Source organism: Nevskia soli DSM 19509 (assembly GCF_000711955.1).
In the GTDB taxonomy this organism is placed as follows: domain Bacteria; phylum Pseudomonadota; class Gammaproteobacteria; order Nevskiales; family Nevskiaceae; genus Nevskia; species Nevskia soli.
Genome location: NZ_JONR01000040.1, coordinates 26,161 through 46,503, shown reverse-complemented (window position 1 = coordinate 46,503; position 20,343 = coordinate 26,161). Strand labels below are relative to the sequence as shown.

General features: G+C 66.9%; 20 protein-coding genes. 11 read left to right on the top strand and 9 right to left on the bottom strand.

Annotated elements, in window-relative coordinates:
- Positions 1-8: 8 nt before the first annotated feature.
- Positions 9-401: an IS630 transposase-related protein gene (locus BP26_RS0118580; RefSeq protein ID WP_029922065.1), complete on the bottom strand. Its 393-nt coding sequence runs from the start codon at positions 399-401 to the stop codon at positions 9-11.
- Positions 402-944: 543 nt separating this feature from the next.
- Here BP26_RS0118580 and BP26_RS0118575 point away from each other — a divergent pair.
- From BP26_RS0118575 to BP26_RS0118545, 7 genes are all read left to right on the top strand, one after another.
- Positions 945-2,189, top strand: a complete 1,245-nt coding sequence (locus BP26_RS0118575) for a multidrug effflux MFS transporter (protein WP_051749157.1) — start codon at positions 945-947, stop codon at positions 2,187-2,189.
- Positions 2,190-2,346: 157 nt separating this feature from the next.
- Positions 2,347-3,267, top strand: coding sequence for a M24 family metallopeptidase (locus BP26_RS0118570; protein WP_084183224.1), 921 nt, complete (start codon positions 2,347-2,349; stop codon positions 3,265-3,267).
- A gap of 18 nt (positions 3,268-3,285) precedes the next feature.
- Positions 3,286-5,067, top strand: coding sequence for an SDR family oxidoreductase (locus BP26_RS0118565; RefSeq protein WP_029922062.1), 1,782 nt, complete (start codon positions 3,286-3,288; stop codon positions 5,065-5,067).
- Between the two features lie 86 nt (positions 5,068-5,153).
- Positions 5,154-5,975: a metal-dependent hydrolase gene (locus tag BP26_RS0118560; protein ID WP_029922061.1), complete on the top strand. Its 822-nt coding sequence runs from the start codon at positions 5,154-5,156 to the stop codon at positions 5,973-5,975.
- A gap of 20 nt (positions 5,976-5,995) precedes the next feature.
- Positions 5,996-6,919 (top strand): metal-dependent hydrolase, encoded by a 924-nt coding sequence (locus BP26_RS0118555; protein WP_029922060.1) that lies wholly within the window; start codon positions 5,996-5,998, stop codon positions 6,917-6,919.
- 137 nt (positions 6,920-7,056) lie between these two features.
- Positions 7,057-7,779: an Abi-alpha family protein gene (locus BP26_RS0118550; protein ID WP_051749156.1), complete on the top strand. Its 723-nt coding sequence runs from the start codon at positions 7,057-7,059 to the stop codon at positions 7,777-7,779.
- Between the two features lie 37 nt (positions 7,780-7,816).
- Complete coding sequence (locus BP26_RS0118545) at positions 7,817-9,058, top strand: DUF445 domain-containing protein (RefSeq protein ID WP_029922058.1); 1,242 nt, start codon at positions 7,817-7,819, stop codon at positions 9,056-9,058.
- A 71-nt stretch (positions 9,059-9,129) separates the two neighbouring features.
- Here BP26_RS0118545 and BP26_RS0118540 read toward each other — a convergent pair whose 3' ends face one another.
- The 6 genes from BP26_RS0118540 to BP26_RS0118515 all read right to left on the bottom strand — a co-directional run bounded on the left by BP26_RS0118540 (position 9,130) and on the right by BP26_RS0118515 (position 15,001).
- Positions 9,130-9,813 carry an HD domain-containing protein gene (locus BP26_RS0118540; RefSeq protein WP_169740744.1) on the bottom strand — a complete coding sequence of 228 codons (684 nt, stop codon included), beginning with the start codon at positions 9,811-9,813 and terminating at the stop codon, positions 9,130-9,132.
- Positions 9,814-10,002: 189 nt separating this feature from the next.
- Positions 10,003-10,836 carry a MerR family transcriptional regulator gene (locus BP26_RS0118535; protein ID WP_084183221.1) on the bottom strand — a complete coding sequence of 278 codons (834 nt, stop codon included), beginning with the start codon at positions 10,834-10,836 and terminating at the stop codon, positions 10,003-10,005.
- Positions 10,837-10,859: 23 nt separating this feature from the next.
- The gene (locus BP26_RS0118530) at positions 10,860-11,057 is read right to left on the bottom strand and encodes a PLD nuclease N-terminal domain-containing protein (RefSeq protein ID WP_211254972.1); all 198 of its coding nucleotides are present in this window, start codon (positions 11,055-11,057) and stop codon (positions 10,860-10,862) included.
- A 127-nt stretch (positions 11,058-11,184) separates the two neighbouring features.
- Positions 11,185-12,585 carry a pyridoxal-phosphate dependent enzyme gene (locus BP26_RS0118525; RefSeq protein ID WP_169740743.1) on the bottom strand — a complete coding sequence of 467 codons (1,401 nt, stop codon included), beginning with the start codon at positions 12,583-12,585 and terminating at the stop codon, positions 11,185-11,187.
- A gap of 151 nt (positions 12,586-12,736) precedes the next feature.
- Positions 12,737-14,698 (bottom strand): phospholipase D-like domain-containing protein, encoded by a 1,962-nt coding sequence (locus tag BP26_RS30925; RefSeq protein WP_029922053.1) that lies wholly within the window; start codon positions 14,696-14,698, stop codon positions 12,737-12,739.
- 123 nt (positions 14,699-14,821) lie between these two features.
- Positions 14,822-15,001, bottom strand: coding sequence for a hypothetical protein (locus BP26_RS0118515; RefSeq protein ID WP_029922052.1), 180 nt, complete (start codon positions 14,999-15,001; stop codon positions 14,822-14,824).
- Positions 15,002-15,347: 346 nt separating this feature from the next.
- Between BP26_RS0118515 and BP26_RS0118510 the strand changes: the two genes are divergently transcribed.
- Both BP26_RS0118510 and BP26_RS0118505 read left to right on the top strand, forming a co-directional pair.
- On the top strand, positions 15,348-15,674 hold the full coding sequence (locus BP26_RS0118510) for a hypothetical protein (RefSeq protein WP_029922051.1): 327 nt from the start codon (positions 15,348-15,350) through the stop codon (positions 15,672-15,674).
- 68 nt (positions 15,675-15,742) lie between these two features.
- Positions 15,743-16,327, top strand: a complete 585-nt coding sequence (locus BP26_RS0118505; protein ID WP_029922050.1) for a type 1 glutamine amidotransferase domain-containing protein — start codon at positions 15,743-15,745, stop codon at positions 16,325-16,327.
- A gap of 75 nt (positions 16,328-16,402) precedes the next feature.
- Here the strand turns inward: BP26_RS0118505 and BP26_RS0118500 are convergent, their stop codons facing one another.
- Positions 16,403-16,873, bottom strand: coding sequence for a hypothetical protein (locus BP26_RS0118500; protein ID WP_029922049.1), 471 nt, complete (start codon positions 16,871-16,873; stop codon positions 16,403-16,405).
- A gap of 109 nt (positions 16,874-16,982) precedes the next feature.
- Here BP26_RS0118500 and ygiD point away from each other — a divergent pair, with 109 nt between their 5' ends.
- On the top strand, positions 16,983-17,795 hold the full coding sequence (ygiD, locus tag BP26_RS0118495) for a 4,5-DOPA-extradiol-dioxygenase (protein ID WP_029922048.1): 813 nt from the start codon (positions 16,983-16,985) through the stop codon (positions 17,793-17,795).
- A 148-nt stretch (positions 17,796-17,943) separates the two neighbouring features.
- Positions 17,944-18,732, top strand: coding sequence for a polyprenyl diphosphate synthase (gene uppS, locus BP26_RS0118490; RefSeq protein ID WP_029922047.1), 789 nt, complete (start codon positions 17,944-17,946; stop codon positions 18,730-18,732).
- A 12-nt stretch (positions 18,733-18,744) separates the two neighbouring features.
- Here uppS and BP26_RS0118485 read toward each other — a convergent pair whose 3' ends face one another.
- The gene (locus BP26_RS0118485; RefSeq protein WP_029922046.1) at positions 18,745-20,205 is read right to left on the bottom strand and encodes an aminotransferase-like domain-containing protein; all 1,461 of its coding nucleotides are present in this window, start codon (positions 20,203-20,205) and stop codon (positions 18,745-18,747) included.
- Positions 20,206-20,343 lie beyond the last annotated feature (138 nt).

Here is a 20,343-nt window from a genome sequence, read left to right as displayed (position 1 = left end):
TCTGCCACTCACACCGTGACTTCTGCACGTCCGGTCTTTCTTGCTCGCTGGCGTGCAGGGTTTTTTTTAAGACTGAGATCCCATTTGTTCATCTGGTGCCACAACGCAGGAACCTTGATCACAATGCCGTGCTGTTCGAGCCGCTCGCAGAGTTGGGCGAGTGTCAGTCCAGGCTCTGTCTTGAGCCATTCCCGCACCGTGGATTCCATGTCGGCGACGCGTGACTTCCGATAGCCCCCTCGCTGAAGACCGCTACGAGCGCCGTCAGATTGGAGTCGGTTGTTGACCTGGTAAACCCACTGTCGGCTGACCTCGAACCGCCTCGCGATCTCGGTCGGCCCATCCCCTCGTTCCAGCGCCCTGAGCACACGATCCCGCAAATCCTGCGAATACGTCTGCATGGCTCCTCCTGACTCCTAAGAGTACAGGAGAGAGTTTAATACATTGTCAATAATTAAATCAAAAATACTCTAACCCTCTCCCCACGTTCGTGGGGAGAGGGGACTAAAGGCAGGGACCCCATCAATCACCGACAAGTGATCGATGGGCGCAGGCTCCGGGGCGGCGCTTCTTTGGTTCTTGTCGCTGGAGACAGGAAAGTGACCCACCTTCAAGGCGGAACCGGGCTCTCAACAAGCGCGTGCGCGGAGGTTTCAGCGTCCAAGGCGAGTTCATCCAGCACCCAAGTTCACCGAAGCCTGGATTCCGGCTTTCGCCGGAATGACGATGGGGGATGGGGCCGCGCGTAACTCTCACCGACTTTACCCAGGGACGCCTTGAAAAGCCTGGCGATGGTGCCAATGGGTCTGGTTGGCCGTGCGAAGCGGCGCCGGCCAGTCGCAAAAAATTCCGAAATACGTGTCGATTTCGGATAGGCTCGTCCGCCGTGAAAAGTGGGCGAGGCAATCGTCCCCTTGACCGCCTGTTCAACCCCGGAGTGAATCTTGACGACCGCCGTCGCCCAGCCAACCGCGCATTTCCTGCGCAACGCCCTGGTTCTGGGGCTGCTGACGGCGCTGGGGCCGTTCGCGATCGACATGTACCTGCCCTCGCTGCCGGTGATCGGTGCCAGCCTGGGCGTGGATGCGGACATGGCGCTGCGCAGCCTGACGGCCTATTTCCTCACCTTTGCCCTGGGGCAGATGGTATTCGGGCCGCTGTCGGACCTGATGGGGCGCAAGCCGCCGCTGTACGCGGGCATCGCGCTGTTCCTGGTGGCGAGCATCGGCTGCGCGCTGGCGCGGGACATCCACACGCTGATCATCCTGCGCGCCATCGAGGGCGTGGGCGGGGCGACGGGCATGGTGATCGCGCGGGCCATCGTGCGTGATCTGCATAGCGGAAATGAAGAGGTGCGGCTGCTATCGTTGCTGATGCTGGTGTTCAGCGTGTCGCCGGTGCTGGCGCCGCTGGCGGGCAGCCTGATCATCGAGTTCAGTTCCTGGCGCGGCGTGTTCTGGCTGATCACGCTGCTGGCGGCGATGGGGCTGCTGCTCACCTTCTTCCTGGTGCCGGAAACGCGGCCGCGGGCGGCGCGCGCCGGCAGCTCGCACTGGTCGGTGCTGATGGCGTGCAAGCGGCTGGTGAGCGACGGCAGCTTCATGAGCCTGAGTTTCATCGGCGCGCTGGCGGTGTCCGGCTTCTTCGTCTTCCTGGCCAATTCCTCCTTCGTCTTCACCGGGCATTACGGGCTGACGCCGCGGCTGTACAGCCTGGTGTTCGGCGTCAATGCCGCGGCCTTTTTCGCCGGGATGCAGCTAAGCGGGCGGCTGGCGCAGCGTTACGGGCTGCGCCGGGTGGTGCGCCTCGCCCTCGCCGCCTATGCGGCGGTGCTGGTGCTGCTGACCGGGCTGGTCGCCGCGGGCATCGACCAGCTGGCGCTGGTGGTGGGGCTGCTGTTCCTGGCCTACAGCTTCATCGGGTTGATGCTGCCCGGGGCCTCGGTGCTGGCGATGGCGGAGCACGGCGACATCGCCGGCACGGCCTCTTCGCTGATGAATACCCTGCAACTGGTGACGGGCACGCTGATCATGGGCATCAGCGGGCATTTCGCCACGGGTGCGCCATTGCCGATGGTGGCGGGCATCGCGGCTTGCGCGGTGCTGGCGATGTTGCTGGCGCAAGTGACGCTGCGGGGAAACGCCGGGCATGAGCCCGAGGTCCCGGGCGGCGCCCCGCACGGTCTGTAGCTTCCGGCCCCGGGGCCGGAAACGGCGCCCATGGCCGCTCCGGCGGTCACTGATCGCGCGGACAATTTGCTCCGGCAGCGCAGCCATTGCCGCAACTTCCGCGCATAATGTTACATTATCCAATGTCACATTAAGCAGAGCGGGGCGCGAGCAAGGCATGAACGAGGCCAGCAGCAAGATCGCAGGCAAAGCAGCACACAAGGCCGACAGCAATGGATGGGATCCGGCGATTGCCGACCTGGACGGGTTCCGCCAGGCGCAGCAGCTGGCCTACCGCTGCGCGGAGGCCATCGCGGACGAGCTGATCCCGGGAATGACCGAGCGCGAGGCGGCGGCGCTGATGCAGCGCTGGCTGGCGGCCAATGGCGCCAACGACTGTTTCCACCGGCCGTTCGCCTGGTTCGGCGACCGCACGGCGTTCCGCGGCTTCATCGGTTTCCGCCATTTCGGCGGCTTCAACCCGGCGTTCTACCCAGGCAACCGCAAGCTGGAGGAGAACATGCCGTACATCCTCGACTGCGCGCCGACGCTGAACGGCTATACAGCGGACATCGGCTACAGCGGCTGCATCGGCGAGAACCGCATGCTCGACAAGCTGATGGACGACCTGCTCGAGTACCGCGTGCTGATTCTCGAGCTGGTGCGGCAGCGCAAGCAGCTCTCCGAAATCAGCCAGGCGGTGGACCGGCTCTGCGCCCGGCACGGCTATGAGCCGCGCCACAAGGCCTATCCCTTCCAGGTGCTGGCGCATCGCGTAGAGAAGCTCGACGCCGACGAGAAGAAGCACCGCAGCGTGCTGAACTTCGGCGTGCGCAATATCGCCAGGCTGGTCGGCGATGTGGCCAAGGGCCGGCGCGAGGGCTGGTCGCCGCTGTGGAGCAGCGGCCATGCGTCCGACCATGCGCCGACACCGGGCCTGTGGGCGGTGGAACCGCACCTGGGTTTCCGCGGCGTGGGCGCCAAGTGGGAAGAGCTGCTGGTGGTGACCGAGGAAGACGCCTTCTGGCTCGACGACGATGTACCGCAGGTGCGCCGCTGGCTCAGCCGCGGCCTGGAACCCCTGGCCAAGGCCGCCTGACGGCAAGCGGAGAAAATCATGAGTACACAGATCAGGGCCCAGGCCGAGGCGCAGGCGCTGCGCGTGCGCTCGGGCGACGTGGAGCTGGCGGTGAAGGTCTACGGCGATGTGAAGCGCCCCGTAGTCGTCCTGGTGCACGGCTACCCGGACAGCAGCCATGTCTGGAACAAGGTGGTGGGGCCGCTCAGCGCGCGCTACCGCGTGGCGGCCTACGACGTGCGCGGCGCCGGCGAATCGACCGTGCCCACACACACCGCCGCCTATGAGCTGGAACACCTGGTGGCCGACCTAGCCGCGGTAGTGGACACGGTCAGCCCGGAGCAGCCGATCCACCTGGTGGCGCACGACTGGGGCTCGATCCAGAGCTGGGAGGCGGTCAGCACCGAGCGGCTCAAGGGCCGCATCGCTTCCTACACCTCGATCTCCGGGCCTTCGCTCGATCATGCCGGCTACTGGGTGATGCAGCGCCTGCGCAGCGCGGCGCCGGGCGAGATCGCCAAGGTGGCGACCCAGTTGATGCATTCCTGGTACATCGGCGCTTTCCACCTGCCGCTGGCGGCGCCGCTGGCGTGGAAGCTGGGACTGGATCAATTGTGGCCGAAGCTGCTGGAGCGCTTCGAGGGCATCCGCGGGGAATCCGCGCCGACCCAGTCCAGCGACGGACAGCACGGCGTGAACCTGTACCGCGCCAACGTGGCCAAGCGCCTGCTGGCGCCGCGCGAACGGCGCACCAGCGTGCCGGTGCAGCTGGTGGTGCCGACACGCGACCGCTTCGTCAGCCTGGAGTTGCTGGACGGCATCGGCCAGTGGGTGGACCAGCTGTGGCGGCGCGACGTCAGCGCCGGACACTGGCTGCAGCTGAGCCATCCGGAACTGGTGGTGCGTTACGTGTCCGAATTCGTCGGCTTCATCGAGGGCGCGGAGGAATCCGCCGGCCTGCATCGCGCCCGCGTGCGCGAGGGGGTGAAGCCTGGAAAGAACAACAAGTACGCCGGCAAGCTGGCCATCGTCACCGGCGGTGGTTCGGGCATCGGCCGCGAGACCCTGCTGTCTTTGGCGGAACAGGGCGCGGAGGTGGTGGCGGCGGACATCGACCTGGCGGCGGCGCAGCGCAGCGCCGAACTGGCCGAGCTGCTCGGCGCCACGGCGCATGCGCGCAAGGTGGACGTGGGCGATGCCAAGGCCATGGAAGCCCTCGCCGCCTGGGTCGGCAACGAGCTGGGCGCGCCGGACATCGTGATCAACAACGCCGGCATCGGCATGGCCGGCAACTTCCTCGACACCAGCACCGCCGACTGGGAGAAGATCCTGCACGTCAACCTGTGGGGGGTGATCCACGGCTCGCGGCTGTTCGGCAAGCAGATGGTGGCGGCGGGCAAGAGCGGGCACATCGTCAACGTGGCCTCGGCGCTGGCCTTCGCACCCTCTCGCATGATGTCCGCCTACGCCACCAGCAAGGCGGCGGTGGCGATGCTCAACGACTGCCTGCGCGCCGAGCTGGCCGACCAGGGCATTCAGGTCATCAGCGTCTGCCCCGGGGTGATCGATACGCCGATCACCGGCAGCACGCGCTTCGTCGGCGTCAGCGAGGAAGAGCAAGGACGCCGCCGCGAGGGCGCGAAGAAGCTGTACCAGCGCCGCAACCTCAAGCCGCAGGCGGTGTCGGCGGCGATCCTCAAGGCCATCGACAACAACCGGCAGGAAGTGCTGGTGGGCAGCGAGGCCCACGGCGCGCGCCTGCTGTCGCGGCTGTCGCCGGCCTTGTCGCGGCGGCTGGCGCGGATGGAATTGTCGCTTTGATCTTCGCTGCCCCATCCATCGGCGTCATGCCGGCGAAAGCCGGCATGACGACTTAAACGTATTCATACTTTCGAGAGGACATGACCATGCTGCCGATTCGACGCGACCTCAAATTCAAATTGCCCGCGGACAAGATGCGCTGCTGGAATCCGCGCGGCGTGCATGTCTCGCATTTCTTCAACACGCTGTCGATCTTCTTTCCCTCGGGCGAGCGCTTCTTCATCGACAGCGTGCGCAACTACCGCGAGCGCATCACCGATCCGGAGTTGCAGAAAGCCGTCACCGCCTTCATCGGCCAGGAAGCGATGCACGGCCGCGAACACATCGAGTACAACAATGCGCTGGTGGCTTCCGGCATGCCGGCGGACGCGATGGAGCGGCTGGTGATCCGGCTGCTCAACACGGCCAAGAAAATCCTGCCGAAGGCGGATCAACTGGCCGTGACCATCGCGCTGGAGCACTTCACCGCGATCCTGGCCGATATCCTGCTGCGCGAGCCGAAACTCCTGGAGGGCTCCGAGCCGCGCTTCGCCGCGCTGTGGCGCTGGCATGCGCTGGAGGAAACCGAGCACAAGGCAGTGGCTTACGACGTCTACCAAGCGGTGATCGGCAAGGGCGCCGTGGCCTACGTGCGCCGCTGCGTGGCGCTGGCGGCGCTGACGGTGATCTTCTGGGGATTGGTGATTCCCTTCCACCTGGAGATCATGCGGCGCGAGGGCGGGCTGTTCGACTTCAGGGGCTGGTGGCAGCTGATCAAGTTCCAGTGGATCAGCCCGGGCGGCCTGCGCCGCATCATTCCGGCCTACTTCGATTACTACCGCCCGGGCTTCCATCCCTGGCAGCACGACAATCGCCGCTTCCTGGTCGAGCTGGATGCCTTGGCCCAGACCTATCGCGCCGCCGCCTGAACCCAGCCACCACCATCGCCATGAGCCTCTCCGGAAAATCGCGCAGGCGCGCCTCGCATACCGCCGGCCAACTGCAACAGCGCCGTGTGCAGTTCGACTGGTCGCAGACGCCGCTGCACTGGCTGCCGCAGCAGCCGTTCACCAGCCACTTCATCAACGAGATCAACCTGCTGCTGCCGGCGGGCGAGTTCTGGTTCTGCAAGCTGTACAACCAGGCGCTGCCGCTGGTGCAGGACGCCAAGCTGCGCGAGGACGTACAGGGTTTCATCCGGCAGGAGGCGATGCACGCGCGCGCGCACGACGGCGCCATCGCCGAATACCTGGGCGCCCACGGCGTCGAGACCGAGAGCTACATACGGCGCGTGAGCTGGCTGTTCGAGGTGGCGCTGGCGGATGCGCCGTTCGGGCGCAAGGTACCGCGCATCGCGCAGCGGCAGTGGCTGGTGTTCCGGCTTGGCCTGATCGCAGCCATCGAGCACATGACCTGCGTGCTGGGCAAGTATGCGCTGGACAACAAACGCTGGGACGAGCTCGGCGCCGACCCGGTGCTGCTGGACCTGATCCGCTGGCATGGCGCGGAGGAAGTCGAGCATCGCAGCGTGGCGTTCGACCTGTACAGGCACCTGGGCGGCAGTTACCCGACCCGCTACTACCTGATGACCATCACCTTTCCGGTGGTGTTCGGCCTGTGGGTGGCTGGCGCGGCGCACCTGATGCGGCAGGACCCGCTGCTGGCCGGCAAGCGGCCCAGCGCGCTGCGCCCCTGGATCTGGCTGGAGTGGCAACGCCAATCGAAAACCGGTCTGCTGCCTTCCCTGCCCTGGCTGTTCAAGGAAGAACTGCGCTACCTCAATCCCTGGTATCACCCGGAGAACGAGGCTTCGACCGAACAGGCCCTGGCTTACCTCGACAATTCCCCGGCGGCGCGGAAGATGGCGGCCTGATCGCCCCGGGCCGCCTTACGGTTCGCCAACGAGGATGATTGGCCGCGCCGCCAAGGCCGATAGCCGCCCCAAGCCTTGTTACGGCAACACCTGCTGCCTACAGTGGGCCGGGTAGTCATGCAGCTTCAGGAGTTGGCGTGAGCGAGAAGGACAGCGGCCAGAACAGTGGATTCTCTGCCGGGGCACTGGCCAACCGGGTGCTGAAGCGGCTGCCCGGCGGCAGCTTCGCGCAGGAGCAGCTGGAAAAGATCGAGCGGCGCGTGCTCGGCGAGCTGAAGCAGCGGCTGGACAAGGTGGAGCGCAGCGCGACGGTCTCGGTACTGGCCTTCTCGGTGACCGAGGACCCATTGCAGTCGCGCAAGCGCGGGCCCTACGCGCCGGGCGAACTGCTGCGCGAGCTGCTGGAAATCTCCGGCGAGCAGACCCGCGAGCAGGCGCGGCAGGCCTATTACGTGGCGGCGCTGAAGAGCCTGGTGCCGGACGAAGCGCGCATCCTCTCGGCGCTGTCCGATTCGACCGGCTTCCCCCTGCTGCACGTGATGGCCGGCTCGCGCCTGGGCGGCGCCACCCACCCGGTGCTGCAGAACGTGTCCAACGTGGGCAAGATCGCCGGTGCGCAGCTGCTGGACCTGGTGCCGAACTACATCCGCCGCCTGCGCGACTGGGAACTGGTGGAAACCGCACCGGAGACGCCGGACCTCAAGACCAGCTACGAGATCCTCGAAACCGACGACGCGGTGCGGCGGACGGTGGAGCGGGTCAAGAAGAACGGCCAGCGCGACGTCATCCAGCGGCGCACGCTGCGGATGTCCGAGCTGGGCCGCGCCTTGTGGGAAGCCTGCCGGATCAGCGAGGATTAGCCACAGCACATAACTATTAGCGGCTCGGGGGAGATTTATGCAGGGCTGGCACGACATCGTCGCCGATGTGCAGCACAACTGGTACATCTACCTCTCGATGCCGTTCGTGGCGGCGATCATCGGCTTCGTCACCAAGATCGTTGCCATCCGCATGATGTTCCAGCCGATCGAGTTCATCGGCATCAAGCCCCCCTATCTGGGCTGGCAGGGCATCGTGCCGCGCAAGGCGGCGATCATGGCCGCCATTTCCTGCGATCTGCTGACCACCCGCCTGGTGCGGCCGGAGGATGTGTTCGGCCGGCTCGACCCCGATCGCGTGGCGCAGGAGATCGAGAAGCCGCTGCTGACCGCAGTGGACGACATCACCCGGGCGGTGGCGGCGCAGTATTCGCCAGGGCTGTGGGAAGCCGCGCCGGAGGCGGTGAAACGGCTGATCGTGCAGCGGGTGCAGACCGAGTCGCCGGCGATGGTGCGGCAGATCATGGTGGACATCAAAGCGGACATCAACGCGGTGTTCGACCTCAAGGAAATGGTCATCACGGCGCTGCTGCGCGACAAGCGCCTGCTCAACCGCATCTTCCAGGAAGCCGGCAGCGAGGAGTTCAAGTTCATCCGCAACTCCGGCCTGTATTTCGGCTTCGCCATCGGCTGCATCCAGGCGATGACCTGGGCGCTGACCCATTCGGCGCTGGTGATGCCGCTGTTCGGCGGCTTCACCGGCTGGTTCACCGACTGGCTGGCGCTGAAGATGATCTTCAACCCGAAACAGCCGAAGCGCTATCTCGGGCTGTTCCAGTGGCAGGGGCTGTTCCTGAAGCGGCGCAAGGAGGTTTCGGCCGAGTACGGCCGGCTCATCGCGCGCGAGGTGGTGACGCCGCGCAACATCATCGAAGCGGTGCTGCGTGGACCGCTGTCCGACCGACTCTTCACCATGGTGCAGAAGCAGGTGCAGCGCATGGTCGACGAGCAGGCCGGGGTGGCGCGGCCCTTCGTGGTGTTCGCGGTAGGAAGCAGCAAGTACCAGTCGATGAAAAAGACGGTGGCCGAGGAGCTGATGAAGCGGCTGCCGGACACGATGCGCTCGATGGAAGCCTACGCCGGCAAGGCGATGGACATCGAGAACACGATGGTGACCAAGATGCAGGAGCTGTCGCCGGAGGAATTCGAGGGTCTGCTGCGGCCGGCGTTCCAGCAGGACGAGTGGATCCTGATCGCGGTCGGCGCGGTGCTCGGTTTCCTGGTGGGCGAGTTTCAGGTGTTCATCATGCTGCATCACTGATGCAGGGTCCGGGGGTGGCGCAAGCCCGCACGCCTGCGCCACCCTCGCAACCTTGCAGCAGGAACTCCATATCAGGGCATGGCGTAGACGGCGTAGCTCGGCCCGGTGCGTTGCAGGGTGAAATGCCGGTCCGTCACCAGACGCCGCAGTTGGCCGAGTTCATAGCGCAGATCGTCCGCCACCGGCAGCATCTTGTCCTCGAACAGGCTGACCATGTCGGAGAAATGGCGCAGTTGCTCTTCCGGGCCGGCCTGGAGCCGCCGGAACGGCGCATCGCCGTGGCGCAGTTCGGAGGTGAGGCAGCGCAGGTTGTGCAGCTTGTCGCAGGCGGGCACCAGGCAATCGTAGGCCGTGGCCTGTTCCAGGCGGGCAAGATGCCGTTGCTTGCGCCAGACCCAGGCGGGCTTGGGCTTGCCCTCGCAGTCCGAGCAGAGCTGGACCAGGCGCAGCACGGTGGGGCCGAACTTGTTGCCGATGATGTCGCCGAGGAGGACGGCACCGCCGAAAGCCTCGGCCTGGTCCTCGATGGCGTCGTGCAACAAGGCGGCGATGGCCTGTTGCTCGTCGCCGCCGTATTCCAGCACCAGGCCGGACACTTCGAGCAGGTGCGAGAGGTAGGGGGCGCCGTTGCTCTTGCGCCGCTGCTGCGCGTGCAGCACGCGGGCGAAATTCAGGGCCTGGTCGTAGACCGGCGACAGCGCCACGGCCGGACCGGCCCACCCCTGGCTGTGCTCCGGCATTCCTTGATCCGCCATGATGCTTTCTCCTCCAACTTGAACTGAAATCAGTGTAGGAAGGAGCCGCATGTCCCACGGCCGTGGCGGCCGAAGTGCACACGCTGGCGGACAAGCGGAGGAGGCCCGTCGCGGACGGTAGCGTGGAGGGGGATCGACGGAGGAGGAGCGGGCCGGCCGGGGTGCCGCTTGCGCAAATCGGGGGTCGGTTTACTTTACATCCCGGTGCTGCGGCAGGTGGTCCAGCACCTGGGCCAGGCGGTCGCCGAGGAAGCGGCTCAACGCCCGCTCCATGGCGCGGGACACCTCCGATTCGATGGCCTTGTCGGCCAGGGGACGCAGGCGGCCGATCATGCCGGCCAGGCGCGGCACGTCCTCGGCGGGAGGCAGGCCGTCGCCGTAGCGGTCGATGGACTGCACGGCGACCTGGATCAGTTCATCGGCGACGCGTTCGACGTTCTTGCGCAGGCCGCCGACGATGTTGAGCAGCTCGCGCAGGGGGATGCCCATCCTGACGATTTCCGAACCCACCGCGAGCATTTTCGGGCTGGGTACGCGGAAACGCATGCCGTCGCGCTCGACGATGCCCAGCTCCAGGGCGCGGGCCAGGTCGCTGGGTCGGTAGTTGCTGCCGAAGGCCTTGCCCAGCTCGATCAGGGAGATGGTCACCGACGTCTCGTCGGACCAGGGCCGGGTGAGCTGCGACTCCAGGCCCATCAGCTGGTACAGGTCACGGCCCTGCTCCCAGGCGGCGATCAGTTCGGCGATGTTGGCGAGGGTGTAGCCGCGCTCCAGCAGCCGCCCGATCAGGCGCAGGCGCGCCAGGTGGTCCTGGGTATAGATGCCGTTGCGGCCGCGCCGCTGCGGCGGCGGCAGCAGGCCGCGGTCCTGGTAGGCGCGCACATTGCGCACGGTGGAGTTGCCGGCGCGGGCCAGCTCGTCGATGGAAAACTCCGACTGCGGCGTGCCCCGGCTCGCCGCACGCGGTGCGGCGCGCTTGGCGGTCGCGGTGCCCTTGGCGGTCTTGGCGGGAGTCTTTTTCATCCGGGTCGGGTCGGGGGCGTGTCTCAGGTCCTGCCGCCGCGCGGCCCGAACAGGAACCACAGCACCAGGCCCAGGACCGGCAGGCAGACGATGATGACGATCCAGATGGCCTTTTTCAGGTTTTCAGCGCCGCTCTGCGCGATGTTCAGGATCGCCCAGATATCGGCGACGAAGATCAGCAGGCCGAGCAGGCCGAAGCCGCCATTGCCAAGATTCATCATGTGAGCAGCCCCAGTTCCGTATGCGACGAGTTCATGCGGGGATTTTGTGGCATGGCGACGGCTGCGGCAATGCCGCCACCCGCCGGAGCGCGCCGCGCCGCCCGGGAACGGCGGCGGCCCGTCAAGCCTACATCGGCGCACCCATCAGGCGGCCGATCTCCCAGATGTCCTTTTCCGCGTCCTCGGCGATCATCAGTACCACGGCCTGATCGGGCTTCATGGCCGCGGCAGCCTGGCAGGTCCAGCCGAGGGCGTGAGCGGTTTCGATGGCGGGGGTGATGCCTTCGAAATAGTTGAGGTCGCGGATCGCCTTCTTGGCGGATTCCAGGGTGGCCTTGACGTACTCGACCCGGCCGGTTGCGCGCAGCCAGCGGTGTTCGCGCACCACGCTGGGGTATTCCATGCCTTCGAGGATCGACTGCGCCATCCTGTGCTTGTCCGGCGGGAGTTGCTGCCGGGCGGGATCGAGCGGAGCGGAGGCATCACCCTGCCCGGCCTCGCGCAGCGGCTCGACGCAGACCAGGCGGATCGCCTGCTCGGCCACCATGGGCGGGAACAGGCCCAGCGCATCGGCATTGTCGCCGCCGCGGGCCACCACCAGGTCCGGCGGCCGCCGCGCGGCAAGACGCACCTGGCGCAGGCATTCGCGGCCGATGGTGGAAGCGAACTCGCGGGCCATCGAGGGATAAGGTTCCGGCGCCGCATCGAGGCCGAAGATCATCATGGAATCCGCGGGATTGCGAGCCCAGTACTTGAGGGCGGCTTCACGCGCATCCTGCACTTCGCCGCTGCGCTCGTCCTGGGTCGGCAGGACTTCGGCGCCGCGCAGCCACATGCGGAACACGTTGGCGGCATGGCGGGCGCTCTTGTCGTCGTCCATGAACACCACCGCCTGCATGCCCAGCCGTGCGGCGATGGACGCGGTGACCGCGCCGCGCCGGCCGTCGACGGTGGAGGTGACCAGGGTCTTGCGGCCCAGCTTCTGCGCCAGCAGGGCCTGGCCGACGACGCTGATGATCAGCTGCGTGTCGCGCGGCGAGACGTCCTCGCGCTTGAGGTAGATCTGTGCGCCGCCCAGGCTGGCGGAGAGCCGGCGCGCATGCAGCAGGGAGGACGGACGCCGCGCCAGGTAGGTCAGCTCCATGTCGAGCATGGCCTGGAATTGCGTGTTGGCGCGCACCGATTCGAAGCCTTTGGCCAGCTCTTCGAAATGCCGGGTGAAGCGCACGTCATCGCCGAGGCGGCGCACCGGCGCCATGTTTTGCGCGGGAGCCGGCGCGAAGCCGGCGCCGACGAATTCGATACGGTCGCTGCCCTGGGTGGTGAACAGGGACTCTTCCGGCAGCAGCATGCGCCCCATGCTGGCGCACTTCTGCCACTCCGGGGAAGCGGCCTTGTTGGGGACCAGAGCGGCCAGTGCCTGAGCGGCCTGCAGGAAGAGCGCGGCGCGCTGGGTCTCGTAATAGAGCTCCAGCAGCTTGAGCCGCACCGCCAGGTTGTACGGCTGGGTCTTGAGCTGTTCGGTCAAGAGGCCTTCGAGCTGATCGTGAAACGAAAGCGGTTCTTTTCCAAAGATCGGCATTGCGGCTGGTCCTCACGGTTCGTGGAGACAACTATACCCCGGCGGGGCGGGCGCGCCATGGCACCCGCCGCCGCCGGGGCAGCCGCCCGTCCGACGCTCAACGCCGGGCGGACTTCGTTGCCGTGGTCTTGCGGGGAGCCTTCCGCTTCGGCGGCGCTTTCTTCGCGACCGCTTTCTTCACCCCCGTTTTCTTCGCTGCCGGCTTTTTTGCCGCCGGCTTCTTCGAGGCGGGTTTCGGCCTCGCGGTCGGCTTCTCCGACGCTTTCTTTACAGCCGCTTTGGTTGCTGCTTTTTTGGCCGGCGCCTTGCTGGTCGCAGCCTTCGGCACCGGGGGCGGCGCAGGCTTGACCACGGCCGGCGGCACGCCGCCGGCAAACAGGATGCGTTCCTGGTACTTGTTGGAGCCGGGCTGGTAGTAGGCCTCCCACCAGCGCGGAGCCGTCGCCGCCTGCCCTTGCAGGGTCACCGGGGCGGTGCTGGGGTGCTGCTTCTGCAGCATGCGGAAGTGGTAGTGGTCGACCAGGCGCACCGCTTCCACGGCATAGGCGGTGGCGATGCGGCGGTCATAGATGGCCAGCAGGTTGTCGCCGTTCTGCGACTCGCCGCCGGCGGCGAGGTTGGAGGAGCCGGTGAACACCACCGGGTTGTCGCCGTCGAAATCCACCACCACGAACTTGTTGTGGATGACCTGGCCCGCGCCGCCCGAGGATTCGGCCCGGAACGGTGCCGGCACCTGCCTGGACAGGTAGGCGAAGGTGGCAAACTCGCCGTGCTGAGCCGAGCCGGGCTTGAACAGGCTGATGCCGCTGTCGCTCTGGGTGATGCCGTAGCCGAAGACGTCGCCGCGGGTATTGAGGGTGGACAGGGCCTTGAGCACGTCGCCGCCGCCGTCCAGTTCCATCACGGCGAACATGACCGAGCGTTTGGCATTGGCGATGGCATTGCCGACCTCGGCCAGCGACACGGCGGAGTCGGCATGCGGGGCGAAGCTGACGTGGAATTTGGGCACGGCGGTGCTGGCCTGCACGCTGCCCTCGTACCAGCCCTTGGAAAGCTCGCTGGCCTTGAACGCCGTGGCGGCATTCTTGCCGGCCTTGGCGGCGTTGAACACGGTATCGAATACCTGCCCGTAGACGGCGGCGGTGACGGCGTCCTCGATCACCAGCACGTTGTTGGCCTGGACGTAGAGGCCGCGCACGGAGAAATTGGCCGAGCCGGTGAAGACCTTGAGCGGCTTGCCGGCGGCATTGCGCTGGATCAGGACCTTGTCGTGGGCGAAGCGGCTGAAGTGGCCCTTGAACACCGCGCCCGGCGCCAGCGCGGCCAGGGATTTGTAGACCAGCGGCTCGACCGCGCCGGCCTTGGTATGCAGCGGGGCGTCGTCGAGGAAGGCGCGCAGGCGCTGCTCGCGCGCCAGCTGCTGGAGGCCTCGGATGAAGTCGGGCTCGTCCAGGTCGTAGCCGAACAGGTCGACCCTGAGACTCTTGTCCTGCACGCATTCGTCGAGGAACTCGAACATCAAGCGGCGCGCGGAATAGCCCAGCCACTGGTACTGCGCCTCGAACGGCGCGGTGGCGTAGTCCATGGTCTTGGCGCCCGCCGGCCGGATGTCGGCGTTGTGGAATTTCTCGGCGTAGGCCTGTGAGGACAGGTAGCCTCGGGTGAAGCCGGCGCGGAAGTCGCTGTAGGCCTCGCGGAAGTCCTGCTTGAAGTCGACCGCCACGGTGGCCGAGGGGCCGGCGACCAGGGCGTTGCCGGCGCCGAACTGCATGGCGGTGACGCGGTACTGGAACTGGTCGACATTGTCGGTGGGCGGGAAGTCGACCCACTGGAATTTCTGGAACGGCGCTTCGCTGGAAGGTGTCCATTCCCGCGTTTCCGCCGTGGTGGCCTTCGATACACCGACGGTGAAGCTTATGCGGTTGAGCAGGAAGCTCCAGGCCCCGCCCTGCGGCTTCCGTTCGATGGCGAAGCCGGCGAAGCTCTGATCCGGCTGCGGCATGTCGAACGCCAGCAGCACCGAACCGTCGCTGACATAGGCCTTGATCGAGATGGTCATGACATCGCTCCCCTGGCTGTGTGGACCACCCGATCCTAGGCGCGTCAGGGGACAGTCAGATGACGACTGTTTCACAACCGGCGGGAGGGATGAGACGCCGGACACACTTTGCTTCGTATCAGCTCATGTCGGATCTTCCAGGCGCCACAGGCGGTCCGCTTCCCCTGTTGGAGCCGGCTTGGCGGGACGCGTGCGCCTGCTGCGCATATCGAGTCCAAACAGGGGCCGCAGCCAGGGCGTGCGGCGGATCAGGATCTCATGCAGCAGCGCACAGCCCAGTACGGCGGCGCCCAGCAGCAGCACGGGCTCCAATATCGCGCCCAGCCCAGGACGGCGGCGATGGCCAGCCAGCAGTAGGTCCAGCGCAGCCAGCGCAAGACGGCCACCGTCAGGGACCGGTCGGGGCCGACATCGAATGGCTGGAGGCCTCGGCTGCGCGACGGTACTCCGGTGCCGTGCAGCCGGCGCTACCGCGAGGCCCTGCGTATCCGCGCCGCCTGAGGCGCGTCCGGTGGTTTGAACTTCTCACCTGAGCGGGGTCCTAATCTGGAGAGGCCGCAGCCGGCAGAGCTTGGCGCGGGCATGCGGTCACCGTGGCGAAAATGGATTTTTCACCGCAGCGGACAGGCGGTACGCAAGGAGGCACGATATGGCAAAGCAGGCACGCAACAGCGTCGACGTGGCGCTCGAGGATTCCTTTCCCGCCAGCGATCCGCCGGCCTCGAACATGGGCCGCGAGCGGACGCCGGTGGCCCAGGCGGCATCCCGGCCGAAGCAGAAGAAGCAGCCGCGGCGCACCAGCGGCAGCACCGCCAAAAGCCGCGTCGAGCGCGCCGACGTGCGCGAGGACGTACGGGCCGGGGAACGGCAACTGGAAGGCCGTGCCATGCCCAGGGGGCGGCTGATGCTGTCCCCGCTGGCCTGGATGCGCTGGCTGCTGCGCCGCACGGTGCGGCCGGCGGAGCGGCAATTCTGAATCCGCGGCACCCCAATCTCATTAAAACCTCTAAAAACCGCGGTACCCAGCCATGGAGGGCTGAATCAATGGCCAGGAAACTGGAAGGCAGGACTATTGCCATACTGGCGACCGACGGTTTCGAGCAATCGGAACTGCTGGAGCCGAAGAAGGCCCTGGAAGGGGAAGGCGCCAGGACCGAGATCGTTTCGCTGGAGAGCGGCACCATCCGCGGCTGGCTGCTGAAGAACTGGGGCCAGGACGTGCCGGTGGACGTGACCATCAAGACCGCCCGGGCCGAACAATACGATGCCCTGGTGCTGCCGGGCGGGACCATGAACCCCGACCGCTTGCGGCAAGAGCCCAGGGCGGTGGAATTCGTACGCGCCTTCTTCGACAGCGAAAAACCGGTCGCCGCCATCTGCCATGGCCCCTGGATGCTGGTCGAGGCGGGGGTATTGGACGGAACCCGCCTGACCTCTTGGCCCTCGCTGCGCACCGACATCCGCAATGCCGGCGGCGAATGGGTGAACGAGGAAGTCGTCTCCGACAGGAAACTGGTCACCAGCCGCAAGCCGGATGACCTGCCGGCCTTCAACCGCCGCATGATCGAGATGTTTGCACAGCAGAGTGCGCGCAAGCGGGTGAAGATCGGGGCTACCGATATTTCATGAAGCCCTGCAACAGGCCCCGTACGGGGCCTGTTGCAGGGCGGCAATCGATTCGGAACCGGCTGCTCAGGGGGCGACTCAGGCCTTGCGCGCGGGTTCCCGCTCCGCGGTAGCCGAAGGAATGTGATCGATCAGGTTCTCGATCACCAGCCGGCGGTAGAGCACCGCATAACGCACCGGCACCCGCGACAACTGCGCCATGACGCGATCCTTTTCCACATCGGTCGCCGCCTTGATGGTGAGGAAGTCGCAACCCCCGCGCGCCAGTTCCAGTTGCTTGCTGCGAACGTGGCCGCTGCTGCCGAGGGCGGAGAGCAGATTGCCGGATTCCAGATCCGCCGCGGCGGCGCGGGCCATTTCGGCCGCGGCCTGCACCGCGCAGTCCTCCGGCGGCAGGCCGCTGTCGACCAATTGCTTCTGCAGGCGCAGGGCGGTCTGGTGATCCGGCACGCCGACGACGATGTAGCCGGTGGGATAGAAAATGCCCCCTTCGACGGCGTCGTGCGCCGCATCGACCTGCTCCGCTGCTTCCGGCTTTTCCTTGCTCACGGCAACACCTCCATGTGTGGCCTTGGGACCATTGTTTGGACGCCGGGCGCCACCACCTGGTTCCGTCCTGGCGCATACTGCGGCCCTGAGTCCGGCCATGAGCCCAGCTATGAGCGACCCAGCAGCGCCGCCTGCCGCGATGCCCGCCCTGTTTATCGGGCACGGCTCTCCGATGAACGCCATCGAGGACAACGCATTCAGCCGGGAATGGGCGAATCTGGCGCGGCACTGGCCGCGGCCGCGCGCGATCCTGTGTATTTCCGCGCACTGGGAAACGCGGGGGATCCACGTCTCCGCCGCGGCGCAGCCGGAGACGATCCACGATTTCCACGGCTTTCCCAAGCCGCTGTTCGACGTGCGCTACCCCGCTCCCGGCAGCCCGGCGCTGGCGCAGCGCGTGGCCGAGCTGCTCGGCGTGGCGCCCGGCTCGCATCGCGTCCACCTCGATCCGGCCCGTGGGCTCGACCATGGCGCCTGGAGCGTGCTGCGCGTCATCTATCCGAAGGCCGATATCCCGGTGGTGCAGTTCAGCCTCGATAGCGCCCAGCCCGGCGCCTGGCATTACGCCCTGGGACGGAGGCTGGCGGCCCTGCGCGACGAGGGGGTGCTGATCGTCGGCAGCGGCAACATCATCCACAACCTGCGGCTGTTCAGCTTCCACGAGCGCGAAGTGCCGGACTGGGCGCGGCGTTTCCATGGCCTGAGCAGGCGCCTGATCGAGAACAGCGATCACGCGGCCCTGAGCGACTATCCGGCGCTGGGCGGCGATGCCCGCTACGCCATTCCGACACCCGAACACTACCTGCCCCTGCTCTATGTGCTGGCGGCGCAGCGGCCCGGCGAGCGGCCGGCCTTCTTCAACGACGTGGTCATCAGCGCCCTGTCGATGACCTCCTTCGTGATCGGCGCCGGCGCGGGCTGAAAGCGGCGCTCCGGCCGGCTGGCGGACTGGCCGACGAGTGGAAAAAACATGCTTCCGGCCGGCCATGGCTGACGTATGATTGGCGGCGAAAAATGCATGGCGGCGGGCGGCGTCGCAGAATGCCGTCCGCATCACAAGGGGGAGTTTTTTGATTTGGCAATTGCTGTTGCGGCCGCTCTACCAGCTCTACGGCGCCTTCCTGTTGAAACAGGTGCTGCATGGGCAGATTCCCAAGCACGTCGGCCTGATTCTCGACGGCAACCGCCGCTACGGCCGCCTGCAGGGCCTGAAGGACACCCAGGCGGCTTACAGCGCCGGCGCGGCCAAGCTGGACGAGTTGCTCGACTGGTGCGTCGACCTGGGCATCACCGCCATCACCCTGTGGGTGTTTTCCGCCGACAATTTTTCCCGCCCCGCCGAAGAACTGAATGGCCTGATGGCGGTGACCGAGGCCAAGCTCAAATCCCTGATCGCCGATCCGCGCATCCATGAACGCCGGGTGCGGGTACGGGCCGTGGGCCGCGTCGACCTGCTGCCGCCGAGCACGGTGGCCGCCGTGCGCGCGGCGGAGGCGGCGACCAAGGATTACAGCGACGTCGAACTGACCTTCGCCGCCGCCTACGGCGGCCGCGAAGAAATCACCGACGCGGTGAAGGCGCTGATGCGCAAGGAACTGGTCTGCGGCAAGTCCCCGGAAGAGATCGTCGAATCGATCACGCCGGAGGCGATCGGCCGCTACCTGTATTCGCCGCACCTGCCGGAGCCCGACCTGATCATCCGCACCAGCGGCGAGATCCGCCTGTCCGGCTTCATGCTGTGGCAGAGCGTGTACAGCGAGTTCTATTTCACCGACATCTTCTGGCCGGCCTTCCGCCGCATCGATTTCCTGCGCGCGGTACGCGCCTTCCAGCAGCGCGAGCGCCGCTTCGGGCGCTGAGTACCCCGCCCCCTACGCGGCCGCCAGCTCCGCCTTGACCAGCTGGCCCAGGCGCATCAGGGCGCGTTCGATCCCGGGGGTCCACATGCGTCCGCAGTTGAGGCGCAGGTAGTTGCCGTAGCGGCCGCTGGCGGAGAACAGGGGGCCCGGGGCGAAGTTGACGCCTTCGACGATGGCTTTCTCGAACAGGGCCAGGGTGTCGATCTTCCCCGGCAGCTCCAGCCAGATGACAAAACCGCCCGCCGGCTGGGTGATTCGCGTCCCCGCCGGAAAATATTCACTCACCGCGGCGGCCATGCGCGCCACCTGCGCGGCATAGCCGCGGCGCAGCTTGAGCATGTGCCGCTCGTAACCGCCGGTACGCAGCATCTCCGCCAGGGCCTCCTGCAGGATCGCCGGGGTGGCGCCGGAGAGGGCGAACTTGCGCAGGCGGATGTCCTCGGCGTAGCGCCCGCCGAAAATCCAGCCGACGCGCGCGCCGGGCGCCAGGGTCTTGGTGAAGGAAGAGCAGAGCATGACATTGCCGCTGCGGTCGAAGGCCTTGGCCGAGAGCGGCCGCGGACCGTTGTGCTGCAGGTCGGCGTAGACATCGTCCTCGATCAGGGCGATGCCGTGCTGCTCGCAGAGCGCGACCAGGCGGCGCTTCTCCCCCTCCGGCATGGTCGCGCCCATCGGGTTGCTGAAGTTGGGGCTGACCAGGCAGGCCTTGACCGAGCGCCCGGCGCGCGACACCAGGGCGTTCTGCAAAGCGTCGACCGAGAGGCCGTCGCGCGGATGGGTGGCGATCTCCAGCGCCTTGAGGCCGCGCTTTTCGATGATCTGCAGGAAGCCGTAATAGCAGGGCGATTCGATGGCGATGGTGTCGCCGGGAGCGGCCACCGCGTTCAGGGCCAGGTTGAGGGCCTCGGTGCAGCCGTTGGTGATGACCACCTCGTCCTGCGCCACCACGCAGCCGAGCGCGGCGTAGTGCCGCGCCACCTGGTGGCGCAGGGTATCCAGGCCGGCATAGTAGGGGCAGCAGGTGACCAGCAGCTCCGGGTGGCGCCGCACGGTGGAGGCGATGATGCGCTGCAGGCGCCGCACCGGGAACCAGGCCGGATCCGGCGCCGCGGTGCCGAGCGGGGCGATATCCGGATTCAGCGCGGCGTCGATCATGCGCACCATCAGGTTGTCGACGCCGACGGTCTTGGCGGCGGCGGGCGGCCGCGTCATCGCCGGCTCCTCGCTCTGCGCGCCGCGGGCCCTGACGAAATAACCGGACTGCGGCCGCGCCTCGACCAGCCCGCGGGTCTCCAGCGAGCGCAGCGCGGCGATGGCGGTGGTGGCGCTGACCTTCTTCTGCCGCGACAGGCGGCGCACCGAGGGCAGGCGTTCGCCCGGGCGCAACTGGCCGTTGCCGATGAGCAGGCACAGTTCGTCGGCGAGGCGGGTGTAGATCGGCGCGGCGGCGGACGTGTATTCGAATTCGCTCATGCTCGGCTTCCAGATTCAACGGCAGGCAACGATGGAACAGCGAGGGGCTGCGGACCATCCGCCGCAGGCACCTCGCAGCCCAGGCACAGTTGGCCCACCCAGCGGTCAGCACAGTTACGGCATCCAAAAACTGTACTG